Origin of the sequence: Alteromonas sp. V450 (genome assembly GCF_001885075.1) — a bacterium.
Lineage (GTDB): Bacteria > Pseudomonadota > Gammaproteobacteria > Enterobacterales > Alteromonadaceae > Alteromonas.
On sequence record NZ_MODU01000004.1, the window covers coordinates 2,200,104 to 2,221,473 of the forward strand.

The following is a 21,370-nucleotide window of genomic DNA, read 5'->3' on the forward strand; positions in this document are numbered from 1 at the left end:
ATTACTCTTTATCTAGAGAGCAACCAAGTGCCGCTAGCCATGCAAGCGCATCATTTTCAGAATCGCTAAAATAGCATTCTAGCTTGGCGGCCGCATATACGCGTTCAAACTGACTTTTAACTAGAGCAGGTATATCCGCTTTTTTGGTAACAAAAGCACAAGCTTGCATACCGTATTGCTTTCTAAGACGCACAGATTCAATTAGCGCTTGTTCCGCATCTGGCGTTAAAATTCCGACGCCCTGCACAAAAATTAAAAAGCCCCAGGGTTGTCCGCCTAAGGGCAAAGCGAGTTTTTTGATATCTTCGTGATAGTGTTGAAAAAGCGCTTTTGTTACGACTCCCTTTCCATCTAGGCGAATAATGTTTCCTTGAAGTTCAACACGGTATTCCCCAAACTTCGTCTGTACTTTTAATGGGTCTTTAATCTTTGTTGGCATCTATCACCACTTAATATTTCCTTTGCCTAACATGCTTGTTCACAATGGTATGAGGTTTGAAATACATTTGCTTGAAATAAAAGTGTAGTACAAAAAAACCCGCTTAAAAGCGGGTTTTTAAAGTAGTCTTAAAAGAAGCTAATTTACTTCTTTTTCTTCGCTTTTGGGTTTGGCAGGTCAGTAATGCTTCCTTCGAAGATTTCAGACGCAAGGCCAATTGATTCGTTAAGCGTTGGGTGAGCATGGATAGTTAATGCTACGTCTTCAGCGTCAGCACCCATCTCAATAGCTAGGCCAATTTCGCCAAGCATTTCGCCTGCGTTTGTACCAACCATTGCACCACCGATAACACGGCCCGTGTCTTTATCGAAGATCATCTTGGTCATACCGTTAGTAGCATCAGATGCAATTGCACGGCCTGAAGCTGCCCACGGGAAGGTTGCAGTTTCGTAGCTTACGCCCTGCTCTTTCGCTTCTTTTTCAGTTAGACCAACCCAAGCAACTTCTGGCTCAGTGTACGCTACTGAAGGAATAGCACGTGGGTCGAAGTAGTGCTTCTGTCCAGCAATAACTTCTGCTGCAACGTGACCTTCGTGAACCGCTTTGTGCGCAAGCATTGGCTGACCTACAAGGTCGCCGATTGCGAAGATGTGGTCAACGTTAGTACGCATTTGCTTATCAACATTGATGAAGCCACGCTCGTCAACGTTTACGCCTGCAGCTTCAGCGCCTACTAGCTTGCCATTTGGCTTACGACCAACAGCAACAAGTACTTTGTCGTAGCGCACTGGCTCAGCAGGTGCGTTCTTACCTTCAAATGTTACGTACAAGCCATCGTCTTTTGCTTCAACCGCAGTCACTTTGGTTTCAAGCATAATGTTAAACTTGTCTTTGTAGTCCTTCATGAATACTTTCATGATGTCTTTGTCAGCTGCTGGAATTAGCTGGTCTAAGAATTCAACTACATCGATTTTTGAGCCAAGTGCTTCGTACACAGTACCCATTTCTAGACCGATGATACCACCGCCTAGTACTAGCATTTTTTCTGGAATGTCTTTCATTTCCAAAGCGCCAGTTGAGTCGATTACACGATCATCTTCTGGGATGAACGGTAGACTTACTGGCTCAGAACCCGCAGCGATAATCGCTTTTTCAAAAGTAATAGTAGTAACGTCGTCACCATTTTTTACTTCTAGGGTGTTTGCGCCTGTAAATTTGCCGAAGCCTTGTACATGCTTGGTTTTACGCATTTTAGACATACCGCTAAGACCGTTTGTTAACTGCTTAACAACGCCGTCTTTGTATTCGCGGATTTTGTCTAAATCGATGGTAGGCTCGCCAAACGATACACCGTGGCTAGCAAGGTGTTTCGCTTCTTTCATTACTTTTGCAACGTGAAGAAGGGCTTTTGAAGGGATACAGCCAACGTTTAGACAAACACCACCAAGCGTGTCGCGTGAGTCTACGATAACTGTTTCAATACCTAAGTCAGCCGCACGGAATGCTGCTGAATAACCGCCAGGGCCGCCGCCCAGTACCACCAATTGCGTTTTAATTTCGCTCATTGTGAACCTCAATCCTGTTCTTGTAGGGTCATGCTATTACTTTTGTGTAATAGCATAACCTAAATGCCACCAAATGGGCTTATAAAATCGTCGAAAATGTTACTGATATTGTAAACTTTTTCGAGCTTTTATTTAAAGTATGATTCTGCGTAAGTCAGTTAGGTTTGCAGCAACCTCAGTAGAGAATCTTGCCCCTACCGCACCATCGATTACTCGGTGGTCGTACGACAAGCTTAGCGGCACCATTAAGCGCGGCTCAAACTCTTTACCATTCCACTTAGGCTTCATCTCAGACTTAGACACACCTAATATGGCGACTTCTGGTGCATTTACAATAGGCGTAAACGCCGTGCCACCAATACCACCTAAACTAGAGATGGTGAACGTTCCACCCTGCATGTCAGCCGCTTTAAGCTTGCCTTCACGTGCCTTTTGAGAAGTTTCAATAAGCTCACGAGACAACTGCTCAATACCTTTCTTATTCACGTCACGAATAACAGGTACAACAAGGCCTCCCGGTGTTTCAACCGCAATACCAATGTTGATAAATTTCTTAATGATTAAGCTTTCACCATCGTCAGACAGTGATGAGTTAAATACTTCGTATTTTTCAAGGGCTTTCGCTACCGCTTTCATGACGAATACGAGTGGCGTGATCTTAAGACCAGACTTAATTTTCGCGTGGTAAGCGTTTTGCTCTTTACGGAATTCTTCAACCTCAGTGATATCTGCTTCGTCGAACTGCGTAACGTGAGGAATAGTTGCCCAGTTACGGTGTAGGAACGGACCGGAAATCTTCTGAATACGAGATAACGGCTGCTCTTCAATTTCACCAAACTTGCTGTGATCAACAGGCTTAACCGGCACGATTTGCAGTACGTTGTCGCCCACAGGTGCGCTGCCAGAAGCGGCTGCTGTGCGAGGTTTCGCAAGCTCAGCTTTCACGTAAGCTTGAACGTCTTCTTTCAAGATACGGTTTTTAGGGCCAGAGCCGCTAACTTGAGTCAGGTCTACACCGAACTCGCGAGCAATACGGCGAACCGAAGGTGAAGCATGTGCTTTACCTGTATTCTTAGCTTCTGGCGCTGGCGGCACAGGAGAACGGCCTTGAGAGGCTTCTTGCTGTGACGCTTGTTTAGGTGCTTCTTGCTTAGGCGCTTCAGCAGGCTTTTCTGCTTTAGTTGCAGATGGTGCCTGTTCAGATGAGCCACCGCTAGTTTCTAGCTTAACAACTAATGTGCCTTGCTTAACTTTATCGCCTGTTTTGATAAAGACTTCTTTAATGGTACCTGCGTGCGTTGAAGGTACATCCATGGTGGCTTTATCAGTTTCTAGCGTAATTAGGCCGTCTTCTTTTTCAACGGTATCGCCTACCGATACAAGCACGTCGATAACGTCAACTTCACCGTCTTCACCAATGTCAGGCACGGCTACTTCAATGGTTTCGCTACTTGCAGACGCCGCTGGCGCTGATTCTTGCTTTTCACTCTCTTGTGCAGCCGGAGCAGATGCTTCTGAAGACTCACTTGACGCCGATTCACTTGAAGATGAGCCTGAGCCCGCTACTTCAAGCTTAATAACAACTGTGCCTTCTTTCACTTTATCGCCAGTACTGATGAATACTTCCTTCACCGTACCTGCGTGCGTTGAAGGAACGTCCATGGTTGCTTTATCGGTCTCAAGAGTAATTAGCCCATCTTCTTTTTCAATGGTGTCGCCCACTGAAACCAACACATCAATTACGTCAACTTCGTCGTCAGAACCGATATCCGGTACTGCAACTTCAATCACTTCGCTGCCGCCAGACGTAGCAGGTGCTGCCTCTGACTTGCTTTCTGCTTTTGGTGCTTCTTCTTGCTTAGGTACATCTTTAGAAGATTCATCTGAAGCGTTTTCTTCAGACGCGCCTTCACCGGCACTGTCACCACCTGCAACTTTCATTTCACCAATCACATCGCCTTCTTTGATTTTATCGCCTACTGATACAGACAGGCTTACAATCTCACCTTCAAACGGTGCTGGGATGTCCATTGACGCCTTGTCACTTTCTACAGTAACAACGCCTTCATCCGCCTCAATGTTGTCGCCTACGGCAACACATAGCTCGATAACTTCAACTTCGTCACCGCCTACATCGGGTACGATAATCTTTTGAATATCTGACATATGTAAAATACCTTATTTGGCTTACGCGTAAAGTGGGTTAAGTTTTTCAGCGTTAATTTCAAAACGCTTAATGGCTTCTGCTACCACTTTCTTCTCAACGTCGCCGCGCTGAGCTAGTTCGTAAAGTGATGCCACTACGATATATGACGCATTAACTTCAAAGTGAGTACGCAAGTTTTCGCGGCTATCGCTTCGACCAAAACCGTCTGTACCTAGGCAACGGTACTCTGTATCAATAAACGCGCGAACTTGGTCTGAGTAGTTCTTCACATAGTCGGTGGCTGAAATCGCAGGACCTGCGTCTTTCGTAATTACCTGACCAATGTAAGGTACTTTTTGCTCAGCTTCTGGATTTAACATGTTCCAGCGTGCTACGTCTTGACCTTCACGAGCAAGCTCGTTGAACGAGGTCACTGAGTAAACGTCAGAAGATACGTTGTAGTCTTCGCATAGTATCTGGGCCGCCTTACGTACTTCGTTCAAGATAGTACCTGAGCCCATTAGCTGTACGTTAAGCTTAGACTTGTCGTTTTCAACACGCTCAAGCTTGTAGATACCTTTAATGATCTGCTCAGCAACATCATCACCTTCTGGCATTGCAGGGTGCTGATAGTTCTCATTCATCAATGTTAGGTAATAGAAGATATTTTCATTGTTACCGTACATGCGACGCAGACCGTCTTGAACGATGACTGCTACTTCGTAACCATACGTTGGGTCGTAAGTAATACAGTTAGGAATAAGGTTCGCCTGAACGTGTGAATGACCGTCTTGGTGCTGTAGACCTTCACCGTTAAGCGTAGTTCTACCTGCTGTTGCGCCTAATAGGAATCCACGCGCTTGGCTATCACCCGCCGCCCATGCAAGGTCACCAACTCGTTGGAAACCAAACATTGAGTAGTAGATGTAGAACGGAATAGTGGTAGCGTTACACGTTGAATAAGACGTGCCTGACGCTACCCACGATGCCATTGCACCTAGCTCGTTAATACCTTCTTGCAACACCTGACCTTTCTTATCTTCGCGATAGTAAGCGACTTGGTCGGCATCTTGCGGTACGTATTTCTGGCCTTCGTTGGCGTAAATACCTACCTGACGGAACAAGCCTTCCATACCGAATGTACGGGCCTCATCAGGAATAATTGGCACAATACGCTTACCAATTTTCTTATCTTTCAATAGCGCGTTAAGTACGCGTACAAACGTCATGGTTGACGATACTTGACGATCACCTGAACCTTTTAAGATAGCGTCGAATGCGCTTAGCTCAGGAATTTCAAGCTGCTCTTCAGCCTGTTCACGGCGAGAAGGCAAGTAACCGCCTAGTGCTTCACGACGTGCACGAAGGTACTTCATTTCTTCGCTGTCTTCGTCGAACTTGAAGTAAGGCAGGTCAGCAATTTTCTCGTCTGCTACAGGAATATTGAAACGGTCACGGAACGCTTTGATTGAATCAACGTCCATCTTCTTAACGTTGTGCGCTACGTTTTGCGCTTCACCTGATGCACCAAGACCGAAACCTTTAACCGTTTTAGCAAGGATTACCGTTGGGCGACCTTTTGTATCAATAGCTTTTTGGTAAGCCGCGAATACTTTCACTGGGTCGTGACCACCACGGTTCAAACGCCAAATATCATCATCAGACATGTTAGCTACAAGTGCCGCTGTTTCAGGGTACTTGTTGAAGAAGTTCTCACGAGTGTACTTGCCGCCTTTGGCTTTACAGTTCTGGTATTCACCGTCTACCGTTTCACCCATAAGCTGAATTAGCTTGCCAGATTTATCACGAGCCAGTAGCTCATCCCAGTAGCTACCCCAAATAACTTTCACTACTTCCCAGCCAGCGCCGCGGAACGTACCTTCAAGTTCTTGGATAATTTTGCCGTTACCACGTACCGGGCCGTCTAGGCGCTGAAGGTTACAGTTGATAACAAACGTTAAGTTGTCTAGGCCTTCGCGAGACGCAAGACCAATTGCACCCAAGCTCTCTGGCTCATCACACTCACCATCACCCATGTAGCAATATACGCGCTGACCTGAACAGTCTTTAATACCACGGTTAGTTAGGTACTTTAGGAAGCGTGCTGTATAGATAGCTTGAAGTGGGCCTAGACCCATCGATACCGTTGGGAACTGCCAGTAGTCTTTCATCAAGTGAGGGTGTGGGTAAGACGACAAACCGTCGCCAGCACACTCTTGGCGGAAATTGTTTAACTGCTCTTCAGTTAAGTTGCCTTCCATATATGAACGCGCATAAATACCTGGAGAAATATGGCCCTGAGCGAAAATAAAGTCGCCGCCTTGATTCTCATTAGGCGCTTTGAAGAAGTGGTTAAAGCCCACATCGTAAAGCATAGCCGATGATGCGAAGCTACCAATGTGGCCACCAAGCTCTAGGTCTTTTTTAGATGCACGCAATACAATCATCAATGCGTTCCAACGAATCGCCGCACGAATGCGCGCTTCGATGGTCAAGTCACCAGGCATTTTTGGCTCTTGCGCTGCTGGGATAGTATTGATGTAGGCGGTGGTTGCGTCATACGGTAAATGCGCGCCGCTGCGACGTGCTTTATCAATGAGTTTTTCGAGTAAATAGTGGGCGCGTTCTACGCCTTCCTCTTCTAAAACCGACTCAAGCGCATCAATCCACTCTTTAGTTTCTTGAGGATCTACATCTTGGTGCATCATATCAGACATGGTGCCATCCTATTTTTTGCTTATATAGAAAATCCTCCCTTAGCACTGCCTTTTTCTTTCAGGCGCTAAAAGAAGGAAAACTAAATTACGTTGTACTCACAGTGACCCAATCTGGCTCACCTGCTTTTGCAGTGGCACAGGAAAAACCTGACCAGCCTCTGCGAATGAATAGCTATCTCGCCCTTTTACTAAATAATCCAAGGCGAAAAAACTAAATCTCTAATCGCCGCAATGCGCGCTGTACACGGGTATCGCGTTGATTAATGGTTAATAGCGTTTTTTCAATAAACGCCAAATGCGTGTTACATGCCTGGCGTGCAGCTTCGGGGTCGCGAGAAGCAATAGCGTCTACAATTTCACGACGCTGCTTAGCAATGTCTTCTACTGCTTCTGGATGCGCTGCCAACATGTCAAAGTTTCGTTCGATATTGTCCACCAGCATGCTTTGCATGGTGCTCATCACGTGTAGCAGCACCATATTGTGTGATGCTCTTGCCATAATGATATAAAACTGCCCTAGCGCTTCAGCTTGGGCGCGTTTACTTTCATGCGCTTCGGGAGTAGGAACATCACTTAATGCTTGCTTTAACGCTTCGTAGTCTTCTGGCTGACCGCGAAGTGCCGCGTAATACGCTGCCATTCCCTCAAGAGCATGACGAAACTCAAGCAAATCGAATTGGGTTTCAGGGCGCTGGCTGACTAAATCCATAAGCGGATCTTTCATAGCAGAGTTAAGATTGCGATTAACAAATGTCCCCCCACCTTGTTTCCGCTCAACCAGCCCGCGTGCCTGCAGATTACCAATGGCTTCCCTAAGTGAAGGACGTGACACATCGAACTCAAGCGCAAGTTCTCTTTCTGGCGGTAACTTTTGGCCAGCCAATAGCGTACCGTCGAGTATCATCGACTCGAGTTGCTCGGTAATCACATCAGAGAGTTTTTTTCGCTGCTGACGCATGCGCTAAACGTATCCTATTATTTGTACCATGCTCTATAACAATAACGACGTTATAACAGCTGTGAATGTAAAAAATAATCAAGGGAAATTTAAACACAAACACAATTGGTAATACCATTTTACCTATCTAGTTTAAGGCAGATCGATTTCGAGGTAAATACTCCCAAGCATAGCAAAGCCTATGCAATTTGCTGGGTGTTAAGCTTTATTGTTGAATTTGTTAAGAAAAACCATCCGCCATCAACTGGTCTGATGAGGGAGGATAGATTTGTAAATACGGGGGAAGCGTCTGATCTACATACAATTAATAAATAGACCAAACGCCTTTCTATGTCAGGTAGCATAGTAAATGTTAAAAATAATGGTTATGCCAGCGTGCCAACCAACGTAAGTGCTGACGTTATGACGAGAAGAAAAATAACATTGCGTTTCGCTAACTTTACGAGCACCTTCGGCTCTACTGCTGCATTTTCAGCCTGCAACGTTTGTTCTTCAGGAGTTAGCGCCTCGGCTTTAGATGAAATATGGGTAAGTACATCGTAAGCGGGCACATCGAAGCGAAGCGCATATTTTAACCATTCAGGTAACGCCCGTGAAAAATGTCCCATCATCAGCATGCCAAAAGCGGTTATGCGCACAGGAATGTAATCCAGAGCAAACATCAGTCCTCCGGCAGCCCCTTTTAAAGGATGATTAGCGCTACATAGCGCCTCGGTAGTACTTCGACTGAAGCTGTAAAACAATGCACCCGGTGCGCCAAATGCAATAAACCACAGCATGACAGCAGCATAGTGCTGATAGTTAAGCCAAGTAAGATGCTGGCCAAAACTTTTACCTTCAGAACCCGCACTGCCATCGCTTTCTGTTTGACTTGCACAATGACCCAGCTGATCGGTATACATACTACAAGCTTGAAGGTCACCTCGGTCGGCGGCATTTAAAAAACTTTTGTAGATATTTCTTAATACCGGACAGCCAATGCAAATGAAAAGCACTAGACTTTGCTCTATAAAGGTAAGGAATGTGCCTAGCACCCAGTATTCAATGGCTCCCAGCAGCGCAGCAGGCAGTAAAAGGTAGAAATAAAATGCGATGGATGAGGCTTTTTCACTGTCTTTCCCATCTTCATTTCCCTCTTGAAACTTAAATAACCCGTTCTTTTGAAGAAAAGCGCGGTACTGAGCGGCATACTTTTCAACATGCCAATTAGGTGTTTTTATTATCAACCGCTCAAGGCTGAGAACTAATAGCAAGCTCATTAACATCATAGATATTGTGTTTCCCTTTTCCAGCGACCTAGATTGACCAGAAAACTTCAATCCAGCATGCGCGTTCTGTATCTCGCCCAATCAAAAGCTGCACCAGGATCAGTTTTTCGCCCCGGTGCTATATCATTATGACCTACGATACGCCCTAAAGTGATCCGAGGATAGTATCTCATAATAAATTCAGTGAGTTCGCCAAGGGCTTTGTACTGTGCATCGGTGTAAGGCAAGGTGTCAGTACCTTCAAGTTCAATGCCGATAGCATAGTCGTTACAGCGGCTGCGTCCTTGAAATGAAGACAGGCCCGCGTGCCATGCCCGCTGCTCAAAAGGTACAAATTGTTCTATTTCGCCTGTTCGATAAATTACACAATGAGCAGAGACCCGTAACCCAGCAATTTCCCTATAAAAAGGATGTTCATTAGGATTGAGGGTGCCGGTAAACAATTGGCGTATGCCAGGCGTACCAAACTGTGAAGGAGGAAGTGAAATATTGTGTATCACTAACAGGCTAATGTCTGTGCTGTCAGGACGAGCATCAAAATGCGGACTTGCTGTGTACTTTGCTTCGCTGTAAAGCACCATAGTATTTGCTTCGGTAATTGATTTTCTGCGTTATAGCCTACATTGTATACGGGTATAAGTGTATAGGGCTATTGGTTGTGATCTATTACTTGATTGAGCACTTTAGCCCCGTGCTCAATCAATTATTGAAAGATTACACTGGGTAATAAGCCACACAAAAATTAGTGCACCACTATCATAAGAAAGGTAAAAGCATGAATGAACAACAAGACCCGACAGCGTCAACGGGCAAGTGGATGGTTGCCCTTGCCTGGATTTGCGGTTTTGGTCTTCTGGTTTTTGTTTTCTCAGATCTTCTAGAAAAACAAATTAATCCTAACAGCGAGCCCACATCAGAGCGTATCGGTTCACAAACCGAAGTTCGACTTAAGCAAAATCGTCAAGGGCATTATGTGACCACAGGGTATATCAACGGTGAGGAAGTTGTGTTTCTCGTTGATACGGGGGCCACTGATGTAGCAGTCCCCGCACACTTAGCGAATAGACTTAAACTAAAAGCCGGACGTGAGGGTTTAGCCAGCACTGCCAATGGCGTGGTGAGGGTTGCCGAGTCAACAATTGATACCTTGCGCATTGGTGAAATAGTAGTGCGTAATGTAGACGCAAACTTGAACCCCGGTATGCAAGATGACCATATACTGCTTGGAATGAGTGTTCTTCGCCAATTAGAGTTTACTCAGCGCGGAGATTGGTTAATATTGCGTACCCTCTAGATACATAAAAAGTACAGAAAACAGCGATGAAGACAACATCACCAGACATGCAAGCGATCCGAGAGCAAGTATCAAACGCGCTTGTAGAAGATCTTGGCGGCGAATTAAATGCTGCAAACGATATTACCGCAAACCTGATAGATGAGAGCGTTACTGCAAAAGCGACTATTATTACTCGCGAGCCTTGCGTTGTTTGCGGAATTGCATGGGCGACTCAAGCGTTTGCGCTTATTGACGAGTCGGTATTGCTAACCTGGCACGTAAAAGACGGCGAAAAGGTTGAAGCGGATACCGTGTTGGTAAGTTTAGAAGGTTCTGCTCGCGCTATTTTAACAGCCGAACGAACGGCGCTTAATTTTTTGCAAACCCTTTCTGCAACCGCAACCGTAACGGCTTCCTACGCCAAATATTTAGCTGGCACTTCTACAAAAATTCTAGACACCCGCAAAACCCTGCCTGGTATGCGCTATGCGCAGAAATACGCGGTGCGTTGTGGTGGCGGACAAAATCACCGCGTTGGATTGTTTGATGCATTCTTAATTAAAGAAAACCACATCTTTTCTTGTGGAAATATTGGAAAAGCGATTGGCAGAGCAAAAGCAATGATGCCGGGCAAGCCCGTTGAGGTTGAAGTTGAAAACCTTGACGAGTTGAAACAAGCGCTAAGTGCCAGCGCCGATATTGTCATGCTGGATAATTTTACTAACGAACAGATCCAACAGGCAGTAGCGATGAATAAGGGGCAGTGTAAACTAGAAGTATCAGGAAATATTACCGATGAAAGGCTAGCGAGTTTAAGTCAACTTGGTGTAGATTACATTTCATCAGGCGCGCTTACCAAGCACATACAGGCCGTTGATTTATCCTTGCGAATATCACTTCAGTAGCGGTCGCCTTAACATTGTTGGCGGTTAATTCGATGATGGAAGGTAAACACAGCAACCTTGCTTATTTGTACCTTCCTTTCGATAATTTTCCTGTGTATGATAGCGAATACGTTTATAAGTATTTAACTTTTATACCAAAGTTCAAGCAGCAAGTACTCCTCAGGCCTTTAGGAACGTGGCATACTTGTTAAGTCAAACGTAGGTATACATCTAGATACTTGTCAGCGACAGAGAAAATTCTATACTAATTCTCGAGTACCAGGGGCGTTTTAAGGACGACTCGGGTATAAACGTAAATTTGAATTTGTTTTTAACTTAACGTGATATACACGTCCCGGAGCAAAACCATGATGAACATGAAAAATAAAAACCAAAAGGGCTTCACCCTTATCGAACTAATGATTGTTATTGCAATCATCGGTATTCTTGCTGCAATCGCATTGCCTGCTTACCAGACTTACACTAAGAAATCTAAGTTTACCGAAGTTGTTATGGCGACAACGGCTTTCAAAACCGCATTTGAAGTAGCAGCGCAAACTGGTGATGTTACAGCCTTATCAGGTGCAAACGCTGGTACTAACGGACTTCCAGCTGCGATATCTACGGTATCAGGCGTGGTTCAAAGTGTAACAATTGCAAACGGTGTAATTACAGCTACGGGCACGTCAGACGTTGACGGCGCGACATACACGCTAACACCAAGTGGTGTAACGCCTCCAATCACATGGTCAAAAGGCGGTACATGTACAACCACTGGCTTGTGCTGAAAGAATTAATATGATTAGGAGGTGCATTATGCACCTCCTTTTTTAGTTTAAGGAGCAACACCGTGAAAGCTGCAGCAGTTTTTGAATGGCAGGGAAAAGACAGCCGAGGATCAAGTCGAAAAGGCGAGATTTCTGCGCAGAACCTTTCTGAAGCAAGGACAATGCTTCGCAAACAAGGTATTTCAGTTAAAAAGGTTAAGAAACAGCAGAAGTCGATACTTAGCCGAGGTCAAAAAATTGTACCTGCCGATATATCGGTAGTCTCTCGTCAAATTGCCACCATGCTTGCCGCAGGCGTAACGTTAATACAATCGTTAGAGATGATTGGGCAAGGCCATTCAAAAGCGCCTATGCGTAACTTGCTAATGGAAATAACCAACGAAGTAAAGTCCGGCAACCCCTTATCTTCTGCACTACGTAAACATCCGCAACATTTTGACAGCTTATACTGCGACCTTGTTTATACAGGCGAGCAATCTGGTGCTTTAGAAGTTATTTATGAGCGAATAGCTACATATAAAGAAAAAGCCGAAGCACTAAAATCTAAAATTAAAAAAGCGATGTTTTACCCCATTGCTGTTCTTGTGGTTGCGTTTATCGTTACTACCATTCTGTTAGTTTTCGTTGTACCGCAATTTGAAGAAATTTTTTCTGGATTTGGTGCTGAATTACCTGCATTCACGCAGTTTGTACTCGGCATATCGCGCTTCGTGCAAGACTATGGTGTTTTTATCGCGCTGGGAATGGGCATAGCGGGCTTTTTATTTGCTCGAACATATAAAAGAAGCTTGGCGCTTCGGGACAAATGCGACAAACTTTCGTTAAAAATCCCGGTAATTGGCGACATTCTTAAGAAAGCGAGTATTGCCCGATTCACACGTACTTTATCTACGACCTTTGCTGCAGGCGTTCCGCTTATAGGGGCGCTAGATTCAGCAGCGGGGGCCTCTGGTAATGCCGTATACCGTGACGCTATTTTATTTGTAAAGAAAGAAGTAGCTGGCGGCATACCTATGCACGTTGCCATGCGTGCAACTAACGTTTTCCCAGACATGGTTACCCAAATGATATCAATCGGTGAAGAATCTGGCTCTGTTGACGAGATGCTAAGCAAAGTTGCTGCCATTTACGAGGCCGAAGTAGATGATATGGTAGATGGCCTTACCAGCCTTCTTGAGCCCATGATAATGGTGGTTTTGGGGGTGGTAGTTGGCGGCCTCATTATTGCCATGTATTTACCCATATTCCAGATGGGTAATGTGGTGGGGTAAACCTCACTTCACCCTTCTGCGATTTACCTAAACGCTTTTCAAGCAACGCAATCGGCCTTAACTAACAATAAGCTTTTTGCGTTGCCTGAAAGGTCGCTAACAAGAAGTTCTTTTGTTTATGGACGCTTTAATTACGCTTTGTCACACACACCCTGCACTGTTTTATTGTTTAGTATTTACCGTTAGCTTAATGGTTGGCAGCTTTTTAAACGTGGTGATTTACCGCTTACCCATTATGATGGAGCGAAGTTGGCAGCAGGAATATCAATCTTATTTTGAAGTGGAAAATACTGACGCTGCATCAAATACAGCAAATTCTATTAACGGCGCCGCTTCGTCATCATCTCATGAGCATGCAACGTTTAATTTAATAAAGCCAGACAGCACCTGTCCCTCTTGCGGCCACAAAATTAGGGCATGGGAAAATATTCCTGTAGTCAGCTATATGCTGTTAAAAGGCAAATGTGCTGGTTGCAAAGCGCCAATTTCTATTCGATACCCTATGGTAGAACTATTCACCGCTTTAGTGTGCACTTTTACCGCGTTTCAGTTTGGCCCTACGCCGCAGGCACTCTGGGCGATACTGTTCACTTTTATTCTGGTAGCGCTATTATTCATTGATTTAGACAAAATGCTTTTACCAGACCAATTAACACTGCCTTTAATGTGGGTGGGCTTGTTACTTAGCACGCAGTCAGTATTCGTCAATACCACAGACGCAATACTAGGCGCAGCGTTTGGCTATTTAAGTTTGTGGTCAGTTTATTGGTTATTTAAGCTGGCGACAGGAAAGGAAGGTATGGGTTATGGAGACTTTAAACTGCTTGCTGCACTTGGCGCGTTTACGGGTTGGCAAGGCCTACCTGTTATTATTTTGCTCTCATCTTTCGTTGGTGCCGTTGCAGGTATTGCCATTATGTTTTTGCAAAACAAAGGTAAATCGCTAGCCATTCCCTTTGGACCTTATTTAGCGGTTGCCGGCTGGCTGACTTTGCTTTTTAAAGATCAAATTATTTCTACCTATCTAGATGCGGTGCTGTAGTATTGCTTCAATTGAAATACATAGCGAGGAGTAACGCTTTTTGCAAAACGTAGACGCTTCCCCTAAAAAACGTTTCGTCGTTGGCTTAACTGGGGGCATAGGAAGCGGCAAGTCTGCCGCGACGTGCGAGTTCGAAAGGCTCGGTATCGATATTGTTGATGCCGATGTCGTTGCTCGCGACGTTGTAGATGTAGGCACACAAGGGCTATCAGAAATTGAAATGTATTTTGGTAAGGGCATTTTGTTAGATGACGGCACGCTTAACAGGGCCGCACTACGCGACCGAGTATTTTCAAACAGCGACGCAAAAGAATGGCTGAATAACCTGTTGCATCCGCTGATAAGAGCGCGCATGCAGCACTTGATTGAACTGTCGACGAGTCAATATTGTATTTTGTCTGTGCCTTTGTTGGTTGAGAATAAGTTAACGACACTTTGCGATAAGGTGGTAGTGGTTGACTGTCCAACCTCCACACAGCTAGAGCGAGCAATGCTTCGCGACGGAAGTAGTGAGAAAACAATTAAGAGCATTATGGCGTCGCAAGCGAGCAGAGAAACACGTTTAAACGCAGCCGACTATGTCTTGCACAATAACACGACACTCTCGGCGCTCGCTGACCAAGTAAATACGCTTCATGCCACATTGCTAACCCTAAGTGCTAATGATTGAGCTATTCTTCATTACTGTAAAACGCCGTACATGAATGGATGATGGGATCCCAACCCAATTTACACCTTTTTATGCAAAAAACGTCCATTTGTCTTAATTGATGCAACTGTGCGCTTGGCTTATAGGCATTCATGCATTAGGCTTGTCAGATAAGTCTATGTGTTTAAAGGATATCCATGAGCAACGCTGTTTTCGAATTTCCCTTAAAGGAAAAAGTGCGCAACTACCTGCGTGTAGAGCAGCTACTTGGACAGCTTAAAATCACGGCAAAATCAGAACACACTCATCTACAGCTTGTGTTTTTCGAGCAGCTTTTCGAACTTTTAGATTTGATAGAGCGGCTAGATCTTCGCGCTGATCTAACGAAAGATTTAGAGGCGCATGAAAAGAACCTCGTGTATTGGTCTAAACACCCTCAAATAGATGGTACTGCGTTAGAGCAAGCCCTTAAAACTGTTTTAACCCTTAAACAGAAATTAAAAACCGACAGAAAAATGGGAAGCGCTCTTAAGGAAGATAAATTACTTAGCGCAATACGCCAGCGCTTTGCTATCCCAGGCGGGGCTTGTAGTTTTGATTTACCCAATCTGCATTTTTGGCTGCAACAACCATTAACAACACGATTAGAAGAAATAAACGCTTGGTTAGACACCCTTTCCCTATTAGATGATGCAATTACTGTCATCTTATCGTTCATTCGCGAAAGAGGGCAATTTAGACCGGTAGAGGCCGAAAATGGTTTTTATCAGGGTGTTGCTGAAGATAGAAACGAGCTTATTCGTGTTAAATGTAGAGTAGACGAGGGCTACTACCCGACGTTAAGTGGCAACAAATATCGCTATGCACTGCGTTTTATGACATTTGCTCCTGAGGCGGGTCAGCCTCCTGGGGTAGACAGACATATTCAATTTCAACTTGCAGCCTGCTAAAATTACTCTCCTGTATCCAGCGAGTGGAGAAATGAATGAAAGTACAATGCCCAATATGCGCCAAACAAGTGATATGGTCACCTGAAAGCGCATACCGCCCATTTTGTAGTAAAAAGTGCCAGCTTATCGATTTAGGAGAATGGGCTGCAGAAGACCGAAAAATTGCGGGAAAACCCGCTGAAGACACCACACCAAAACACATTGATATTGAAGAAATAGAGGCAATGATAGCGCAGCAAGAAGACGACTTTTTCAAGCACTAAGCGTGTGTCACTTTACTTTAAAAAATCCATCGAAATAAAAAATATAACGCCCCTTTTGTTAATACCGTTGCACTAAAAAAACGTCACCTACTTATAATTTCCACAATAGTGGCTACGTTAAGTGACCCCCTCTAGCAAGCTATCAAATTCATTAGGGCCCATATTTTCTTAGCCCTTGAAGTGCGATTTGCCATACGAAATACGCCTTTTTGCTCGCAAAAATGAGGAGTATTCGATGGAAAGTTTATTGCTTTTACCGCTTCCCTAACACTCATTAAACCAACCCGCATAGGTATTTGCTCACTGAGTCTGTAATGATCTATGCGGATTAGTATTATGCAGTTCTCTTGATTGAAATTACTTGACCATAAAGTTGGCTTTGCGTTTATAGTGTTCGCAACACATTTTATTAACAGGTGATATTGTGACTACGAGCGTATTTACGCCATTTACATTACCCAATGGCAATGTAATAAAAAATAGATTGGTAAAAGCGGCCATGGAGGAAAATATGGCTATTGCCAATCAGCTGCCTGGTGATGGCCTTTTCAATTTGTACAGCACATGGGCAAATGGAGGTGTAGGGCTTATTATTACAGGGAACGTAATGGTAGATCATCTCGCAATGACCGGTCCGGGCGGACTAGCACTTGAATACGATACACCCATAGCGCCATTTAAAACACTCGCAGAAAAGGGCAAGACGAATAACACTCGACTTTGGATGCAAATAAACCACCCAGGTCGTCAAGTCTTTAAGAAAATGGGAGGAAAAGTACTTTCGCCTTCAAATATTGCCTTGGATATGGGCAAACACTCTTCTTTGTTTACGCAACCCAAAGCAATGCAACAGCATGAGATTGATGATGTTATAGCGCGGTTTGTGATTACCGCCACAAAGGCACAAGAAGCCGGTTTTCACGGCGTTCAAGTGCATGCTGCGCATGGCTATTTGTTAGCACAGTTTTTATCGCCTCTTACGAATAAACGAACTGATGAATGGGGAGGCGCAATTGAAAATAGAGCGCGATTGCTAGTAGAAATAGTGAAGCAGATACGTCTTGCCTGTGGTGCCCATTTTGATATCTCCGTTAAGCTCAACTCTGCAGACTTTCAGCGCGGAGGATTTGACGTTGACGATGCACTCTTGGTGGTCAAAATGCTAGAGCGTTTGCACGTGGACTTAGTCGAATTATCAGGGGGAAGTTACGAGGCGCCTGCGATGCAAGGTAGAACTGCCGACGACAGAACACTTGCTAGAGAAGCCTATTTTTTGACGTTCGCTACGCAAATTGCCAATGAAACCGCCGTGCCAATTATGACAACCGGCGGAATACGTCGGCTCGCTATTGCGGAAAATGTACTTCAAAACAACATTCAAATGGTGGGGGTTGCCTCTGCTCTGGCACTTACGCCTAATTTACCTAACCTTTGGAGCACGTCGCCTTTGTTTGAAGGCGTGACGCCAGTTGTTAACTGGAAGGATAAAACGCTAGCGGGGCTTGCCACAATGGCACAAGTAAAGCGACAGCTGCACAGGTTGGGCAAAAATAAAAAGACGAAGGTTGACGCTAACCCCGTTATATCTCTCATTCTAGATCAGTTAAGAGCAGCAAAGTTAACGAAACGCTACCGTCGTCAATATACCAACGACCTAAACCTCTAGAGCAATAAATATTACTCAATAGTTATTTTCGCATTGTGCTGACTCATGTAGTATCTGTTTTCTTCACAGTCTAGTGCTAGTTTTTACTGACTTGAAGAAAACGGCGCGAAGCCAGTGCAATAACGTAATTTACAAGGAATACTTATGTTTAATTCAATTGCTCTTGTTGGGGGCACTCATGGCAACGAGACCAGCGGTATTCAGCTGATTAACAATTGGAAAAAACAAGGTATTCCTCAGCGATTCAATGCGCTTAATGTTGCACTAACTATTGCCAATGAGGCTGCTCTTGAGGCCAACGTCCGCTTTATTGATGAAGATTTAAATCGTCAGTTTACTATGGATGCGTTGAATACCCCCCGGGCATCTAAAGAAGCGCTACTGGCGCAATCCATTAATAACAAATTTGGCCCTAAGGGCAACGCAAAAACTGATTTTGTTATTGATATCCATAACACAACAAGTGAGATGGGCGCTACGCTAATTATTCTCGAAGCAGATGAGTTTCACATACAGTTGGCACGTTTCGTAAAACAGCAAATGCCTGAAGCCAACATTTTAGTAGAAGACGAAAAGCCCTATCTAGAGCATGGTTACTTGTGTACTACCGGAAAAAAAGGCGTAATGATTGAAGTGGGCGGTCAGCCCCAAGGCGTGTTAAGAGAAGATGTATACCTACTAACGCAAACGATGGCGGAAGCCATTTTAGATTTCTGTATTGCATATAATAATCAGCAAATAGAAACAGATGCCCTGCCCGCATGTGAAGCGTTTCGCCTTGGTAAAAATATCGGCTTTCCTTTAGATGAAAAGGGTAAGCGTATCGCTATGGTCCATCATGCATTGCAAGACAATGACTTTAAGCCATTGCTGCCTGGCTCTCCCATGTTTAGAACTTTCGACGGGAAAGATATTCTTTGGCAGGGTGAGAAAGAAACGTATCCTCACTTCATTAATGAAGCAGCCTATTTCAAACTAGACGTAGCATTTGCCACGTCTGAACGCATCATGCTTTAAGCCTATAACCAGGGTACGCTCATTAGTGGACTGCGCGTTCAAATCTCAAACTAGCAACGTCAGTTTTTCTAGCGACAATAGAAAAATCAGTGATTCAAGCGACTTAGAATAACAAATCGATAATAGTGGATACGTTGCACATAAGATGAAGCGATATTATTCTCTTCAAACACGAAATGAACATATCTAATAAATCGTGTTCGCGAGTTTTTATACTAGGATGTAGCTGTTAATTCTTTAATAAGAGAATTAACACATTACAAGAAAGGTGACACCTTTGGAATTAAGTTTTGTTATTCCATGTTTAAATGAAGAAAAAACGCTGGCCACGTGCATTAGGAAAGCTAAAAAATTTATCGAGCGTGAAGGGATAATCGCTGAAATAATCATTGCTGATAATGGTTCAACAGACGCTTCAAAAGAAATTGCGCTTGCAGAGGGGGCCAAAGTTGTAGACGTTAACCGAAAAGGCTATGGCGCAGCAATCTCTGGCGGTATTAAAGCCGCTCAGGGAAAATATGTAATCATGGGCGATGCTGATGATAGTTATGATTTTGAAAATTTAGATGCATTTTTAAAAGAGCTTCGATCCGGCGCCGAATTAGTTATGGGAAATAGGTTCGCGGGAGGAATAGGACGCAAAGCAATGCCGTTCTTGCATCGCTATCTAGGCAACCCAGTACTGAGTTTTCTTGGTAGATTGTTTTTTTCGTCTTCAATTAGAGATTTTCACTGTGGCCTAAGAGGGTTTAACCGTAATTCAATCATCAAACTCAATTTGACGTGTCCGGGCATGGAGTTTGCGAGTGAAATGGTAGTAAAAGCATCTTTACAAGGGCTAAAAATAAACGAAGTCCCGACAACACTTAAGAAGGATGGAAGGGACAGACCTCCCCATTTGAATACATGGAGAGACGGTTGGCGCCATCTAAAGTTTTTATTGATTTATAGCCCCAAATGGCTGTTTTTTTATCCCGGCGTTTTGTTATTACTCATCGGCATTGCTGGCATTAGTACACTCTCGTTAGGGGGAATTTCGATAGGTAATTTGAATTTAGACTACCATACCATGCTTTATTCTTCGGCATTCGCAGTAAGCGGTGTCCAGATGATCTCGTTTGCTTTTATTAGTAAAACGATGGGAAAAGTGATGAATCTATGGAAGTCGAGTGACGCGATGTTGAAAGCAGTAGACATTTTTATTCGAGAAAAAGCGCTTTTCTTTTTTTTCGCCTTGCTGCTGTCAGGCATATGCTTAGGTATTACGACTATAGGCAAATGGAGCGACATAGACTATGGCCCGATTACCGACTTTAGTATCTTACGTTTATCTATAATATCGATAACCCTCATTATTGTCGCAGGTCAAGGAGTTCTTTCTTGGTTTTTTCTAAATTCTCTTCTTATGTTTCATGAGAAAGAAAAGTGAACCACATCAATCAGATGAATTGAACTTAGGGGCGTAGGCAATGATGTTGCTGGGCCAACCGCAAAGGGAAAGAGTAAGCACATTAGGTTCTGATTGAGTCGATTTCTGCATTATCCGCTTTACGTCCTTAGGAGCAAGTAGGTTGAGGTTTTCTTCTTTAGAAAAGAAAGAATAGGAAGTCCGACTCAAAATAGAACGGAAAACTGGCTTTGGTAGCCAATGCAAGACGGGCAATACGGTATGAAACTCTATTGGAAACCACCGATTTGGAGTAGTGATAAATACCCCCTTTCTGGCAACTCTATATAATTCTTCAATAAACCTGTGCTGGTTGTCTTCACTACCTACATGTTCAAGTACTGCTGAAGAATGAACGTAATCAAATGAATTGTCTTCAAAGGGTAAGTCGAGACCATTTGCTTGAATAAACTTCATACCTTCATACACAGTTTCTAAAAACGAGGCATCATCAAGCCCCACGGCAGTAATCTTACTTTTGTGCGGATACCAGGCTTCCAGATAATTTGATGCCTCATAGGTTTGATCGCCAGTAACCCCTACGTCAAGAATAGACTCAGTACGTGAAACACATGTCAATTCTATGAACAAGTCATACATTTTTCTTCGCTGGTACGCTGCTACTCTTACAGGTAAGCTTTTTGGTGCTGCAACATTGTATTGTTCATTTACTTTTTTTGGAGACACTCCACCAACCTTCTTTAAAAAATATTGTGAGGCCGCAAACTATATCAAAGATGTTGGTTTATTCTAGCGCTTAAAATTAGGGCATCCTATAAGTAAGATTAAGTGATTGAATTCTATTCCTTGATGGCGAACTTAAGTCGGTTTAGTATCCGAGTACTTCAGTTTATTCATATCGAATGATTGTTTATTGTGAATTCCGACTCTTTTTTATCAAAATTTTCTAGGTTTTGCGTTAGCGGAACTGCCATGGCGATGGCCTGTGCCATTTTAGTAGGTATAGCCTCTCAGAGTATTAGCAATAACGTCGTATTTTTTTTTGTTTGTATTCTAATGCACT

19 protein-coding genes are annotated in these 21,370 nt (G+C 43.9%); 11 read left to right on the forward strand and 8 right to left on the reverse strand.

What is annotated here, in order from left to right:
- Window position 1: 1 nt before the first annotated feature.
- The 7 genes from BK026_RS19805 to ampD form a co-directional block, all read right to left on the reverse strand.
- Window positions 2–439, reverse strand: a complete 438-nt coding sequence (locus tag BK026_RS19805) for a hypothetical protein (protein ID WP_256253750.1) — start codon at window positions 437–439, stop codon at window positions 2–4.
- A 143-nt stretch (window positions 440–582) separates the two neighbouring features.
- Entirely contained in the window at window positions 583–2,004 is a 1,422-nt protein-coding gene (lpdA, locus tag BK026_RS09615; protein ID WP_039218578.1) for a dihydrolipoyl dehydrogenase, read from the reverse strand.
- Between the two features lie 132 nt (window positions 2,005–2,136).
- On the reverse strand, window positions 2,137–4,170 hold the full coding sequence (gene aceF / locus BK026_RS09620; protein ID WP_071815666.1) for a pyruvate dehydrogenase complex dihydrolipoyllysine-residue acetyltransferase: 2,034 nt from the start codon (window positions 4,168–4,170) through the stop codon (window positions 2,137–2,139).
- A 21-nt stretch (window positions 4,171–4,191) separates the two neighbouring features.
- Complete coding sequence (gene aceE, locus BK026_RS09625; RefSeq protein ID WP_071815667.1) at window positions 4,192–6,867, reverse strand: pyruvate dehydrogenase (acetyl-transferring), homodimeric type; 2,676 nt, start codon at window positions 6,865–6,867, stop codon at window positions 4,192–4,194.
- Between the two features lie 211 nt (window positions 6,868–7,078).
- Complete coding sequence (pdhR, locus tag BK026_RS09630) at window positions 7,079–7,825, reverse strand: pyruvate dehydrogenase complex transcriptional repressor PdhR (RefSeq protein WP_071815668.1); 747 nt, start codon at window positions 7,823–7,825, stop codon at window positions 7,079–7,081.
- Between the two features lie 365 nt (window positions 7,826–8,190).
- On the reverse strand, window positions 8,191–9,093 hold the full coding sequence (ampE, locus tag BK026_RS09635; protein ID WP_071815669.1) for a beta-lactamase regulator AmpE: 903 nt from the start codon (window positions 9,091–9,093) through the stop codon (window positions 8,191–8,193).
- Between the two features lie 47 nt (window positions 9,094–9,140).
- Window positions 9,141–9,674, reverse strand: a complete 534-nt coding sequence (ampD, locus tag BK026_RS09640; protein WP_071815670.1) for a 1,6-anhydro-N-acetylmuramyl-L-alanine amidase AmpD — start codon at window positions 9,672–9,674, stop codon at window positions 9,141–9,143.
- Window positions 9,675–9,868: 194 nt separating this feature from the next.
- Here ampD and BK026_RS09645 point away from each other — a divergent pair, with 194 nt between their 5' ends.
- The 11 genes from BK026_RS09645 (at window position 9,869) to BK026_RS09695 (ending at window position 20,328) form a co-directional block, all read left to right on the forward strand.
- Window positions 9,869–10,387 (forward strand): TIGR02281 family clan AA aspartic protease, encoded by a 519-nt coding sequence (locus BK026_RS09645; RefSeq protein WP_071815671.1) that lies wholly within the window; start codon window positions 9,869–9,871, stop codon window positions 10,385–10,387.
- A gap of 26 nt (window positions 10,388–10,413) precedes the next feature.
- Window positions 10,414–11,274: a carboxylating nicotinate-nucleotide diphosphorylase gene (gene nadC / locus BK026_RS09650; protein WP_071815672.1), complete on the forward strand. Its 861-nt coding sequence runs from the start codon at window positions 10,414–10,416 to the stop codon at window positions 11,272–11,274.
- 347 nt (window positions 11,275–11,621) lie between these two features.
- Entirely contained in the window at window positions 11,622–12,041 is a 420-nt protein-coding gene (locus BK026_RS09655; protein ID WP_071815673.1) for a prepilin-type N-terminal cleavage/methylation domain-containing protein, read from the forward strand.
- Between the two features lie 62 nt (window positions 12,042–12,103).
- Window positions 12,104–13,312 (forward strand): type II secretion system F family protein, encoded by a 1,209-nt coding sequence (locus BK026_RS09660; RefSeq protein ID WP_071815674.1) that lies wholly within the window; start codon window positions 12,104–12,106, stop codon window positions 13,310–13,312.
- Window positions 13,313–13,430: 118 nt separating this feature from the next.
- Complete coding sequence (locus BK026_RS09665) at window positions 13,431–14,354, forward strand: A24 family peptidase (protein WP_071815675.1); 924 nt, start codon at window positions 13,431–13,433, stop codon at window positions 14,352–14,354.
- Between the two features lie 40 nt (window positions 14,355–14,394).
- The gene (coaE, locus tag BK026_RS09670; protein WP_071815676.1) at window positions 14,395–15,024 is read left to right on the forward strand and encodes a dephospho-CoA kinase; all 630 of its coding nucleotides are present in this window, start codon (window positions 14,395–14,397) and stop codon (window positions 15,022–15,024) included.
- A gap of 176 nt (window positions 15,025–15,200) precedes the next feature.
- Window positions 15,201–15,953, forward strand: coding sequence for a cell division protein ZapD (gene zapD, locus BK026_RS09675; RefSeq protein WP_071815677.1), 753 nt, complete (start codon window positions 15,201–15,203; stop codon window positions 15,951–15,953).
- 35 nt (window positions 15,954–15,988) lie between these two features.
- Window positions 15,989–16,216, forward strand: coding sequence for a DNA gyrase inhibitor YacG (gene yacG / locus BK026_RS09680; RefSeq protein WP_071815678.1), 228 nt, complete (start codon window positions 15,989–15,991; stop codon window positions 16,214–16,216).
- Between the two features lie 424 nt (window positions 16,217–16,640).
- Window positions 16,641–17,882, forward strand: a complete 1,242-nt coding sequence (locus tag BK026_RS09685; protein ID WP_071815679.1) for an NADH:flavin oxidoreductase/NADH oxidase family protein — start codon at window positions 16,641–16,643, stop codon at window positions 17,880–17,882.
- 144 nt (window positions 17,883–18,026) lie between these two features.
- Window positions 18,027–18,899 carry an aspartoacylase gene (locus BK026_RS09690; RefSeq protein WP_071815680.1) on the forward strand — a complete coding sequence of 291 codons (873 nt, stop codon included), beginning with the start codon at window positions 18,027–18,029 and terminating at the stop codon, window positions 18,897–18,899.
- 277 nt (window positions 18,900–19,176) lie between these two features.
- Entirely contained in the window at window positions 19,177–20,328 is a 1,152-nt protein-coding gene (locus BK026_RS09695) for a glycosyltransferase family 2 protein (protein ID WP_083575159.1), read from the forward strand.
- Between the two features lie 6 nt (window positions 20,329–20,334).
- On the opposite strand, the gene BK026_RS09700 is transcribed toward BK026_RS09695, so the two are convergent.
- Entirely contained in the window at window positions 20,335–21,033 is a 699-nt protein-coding gene (locus BK026_RS09700) for a class I SAM-dependent methyltransferase (RefSeq protein ID WP_071815682.1), read from the reverse strand.
- Window positions 21,034–21,370 lie beyond the last annotated feature (337 nt).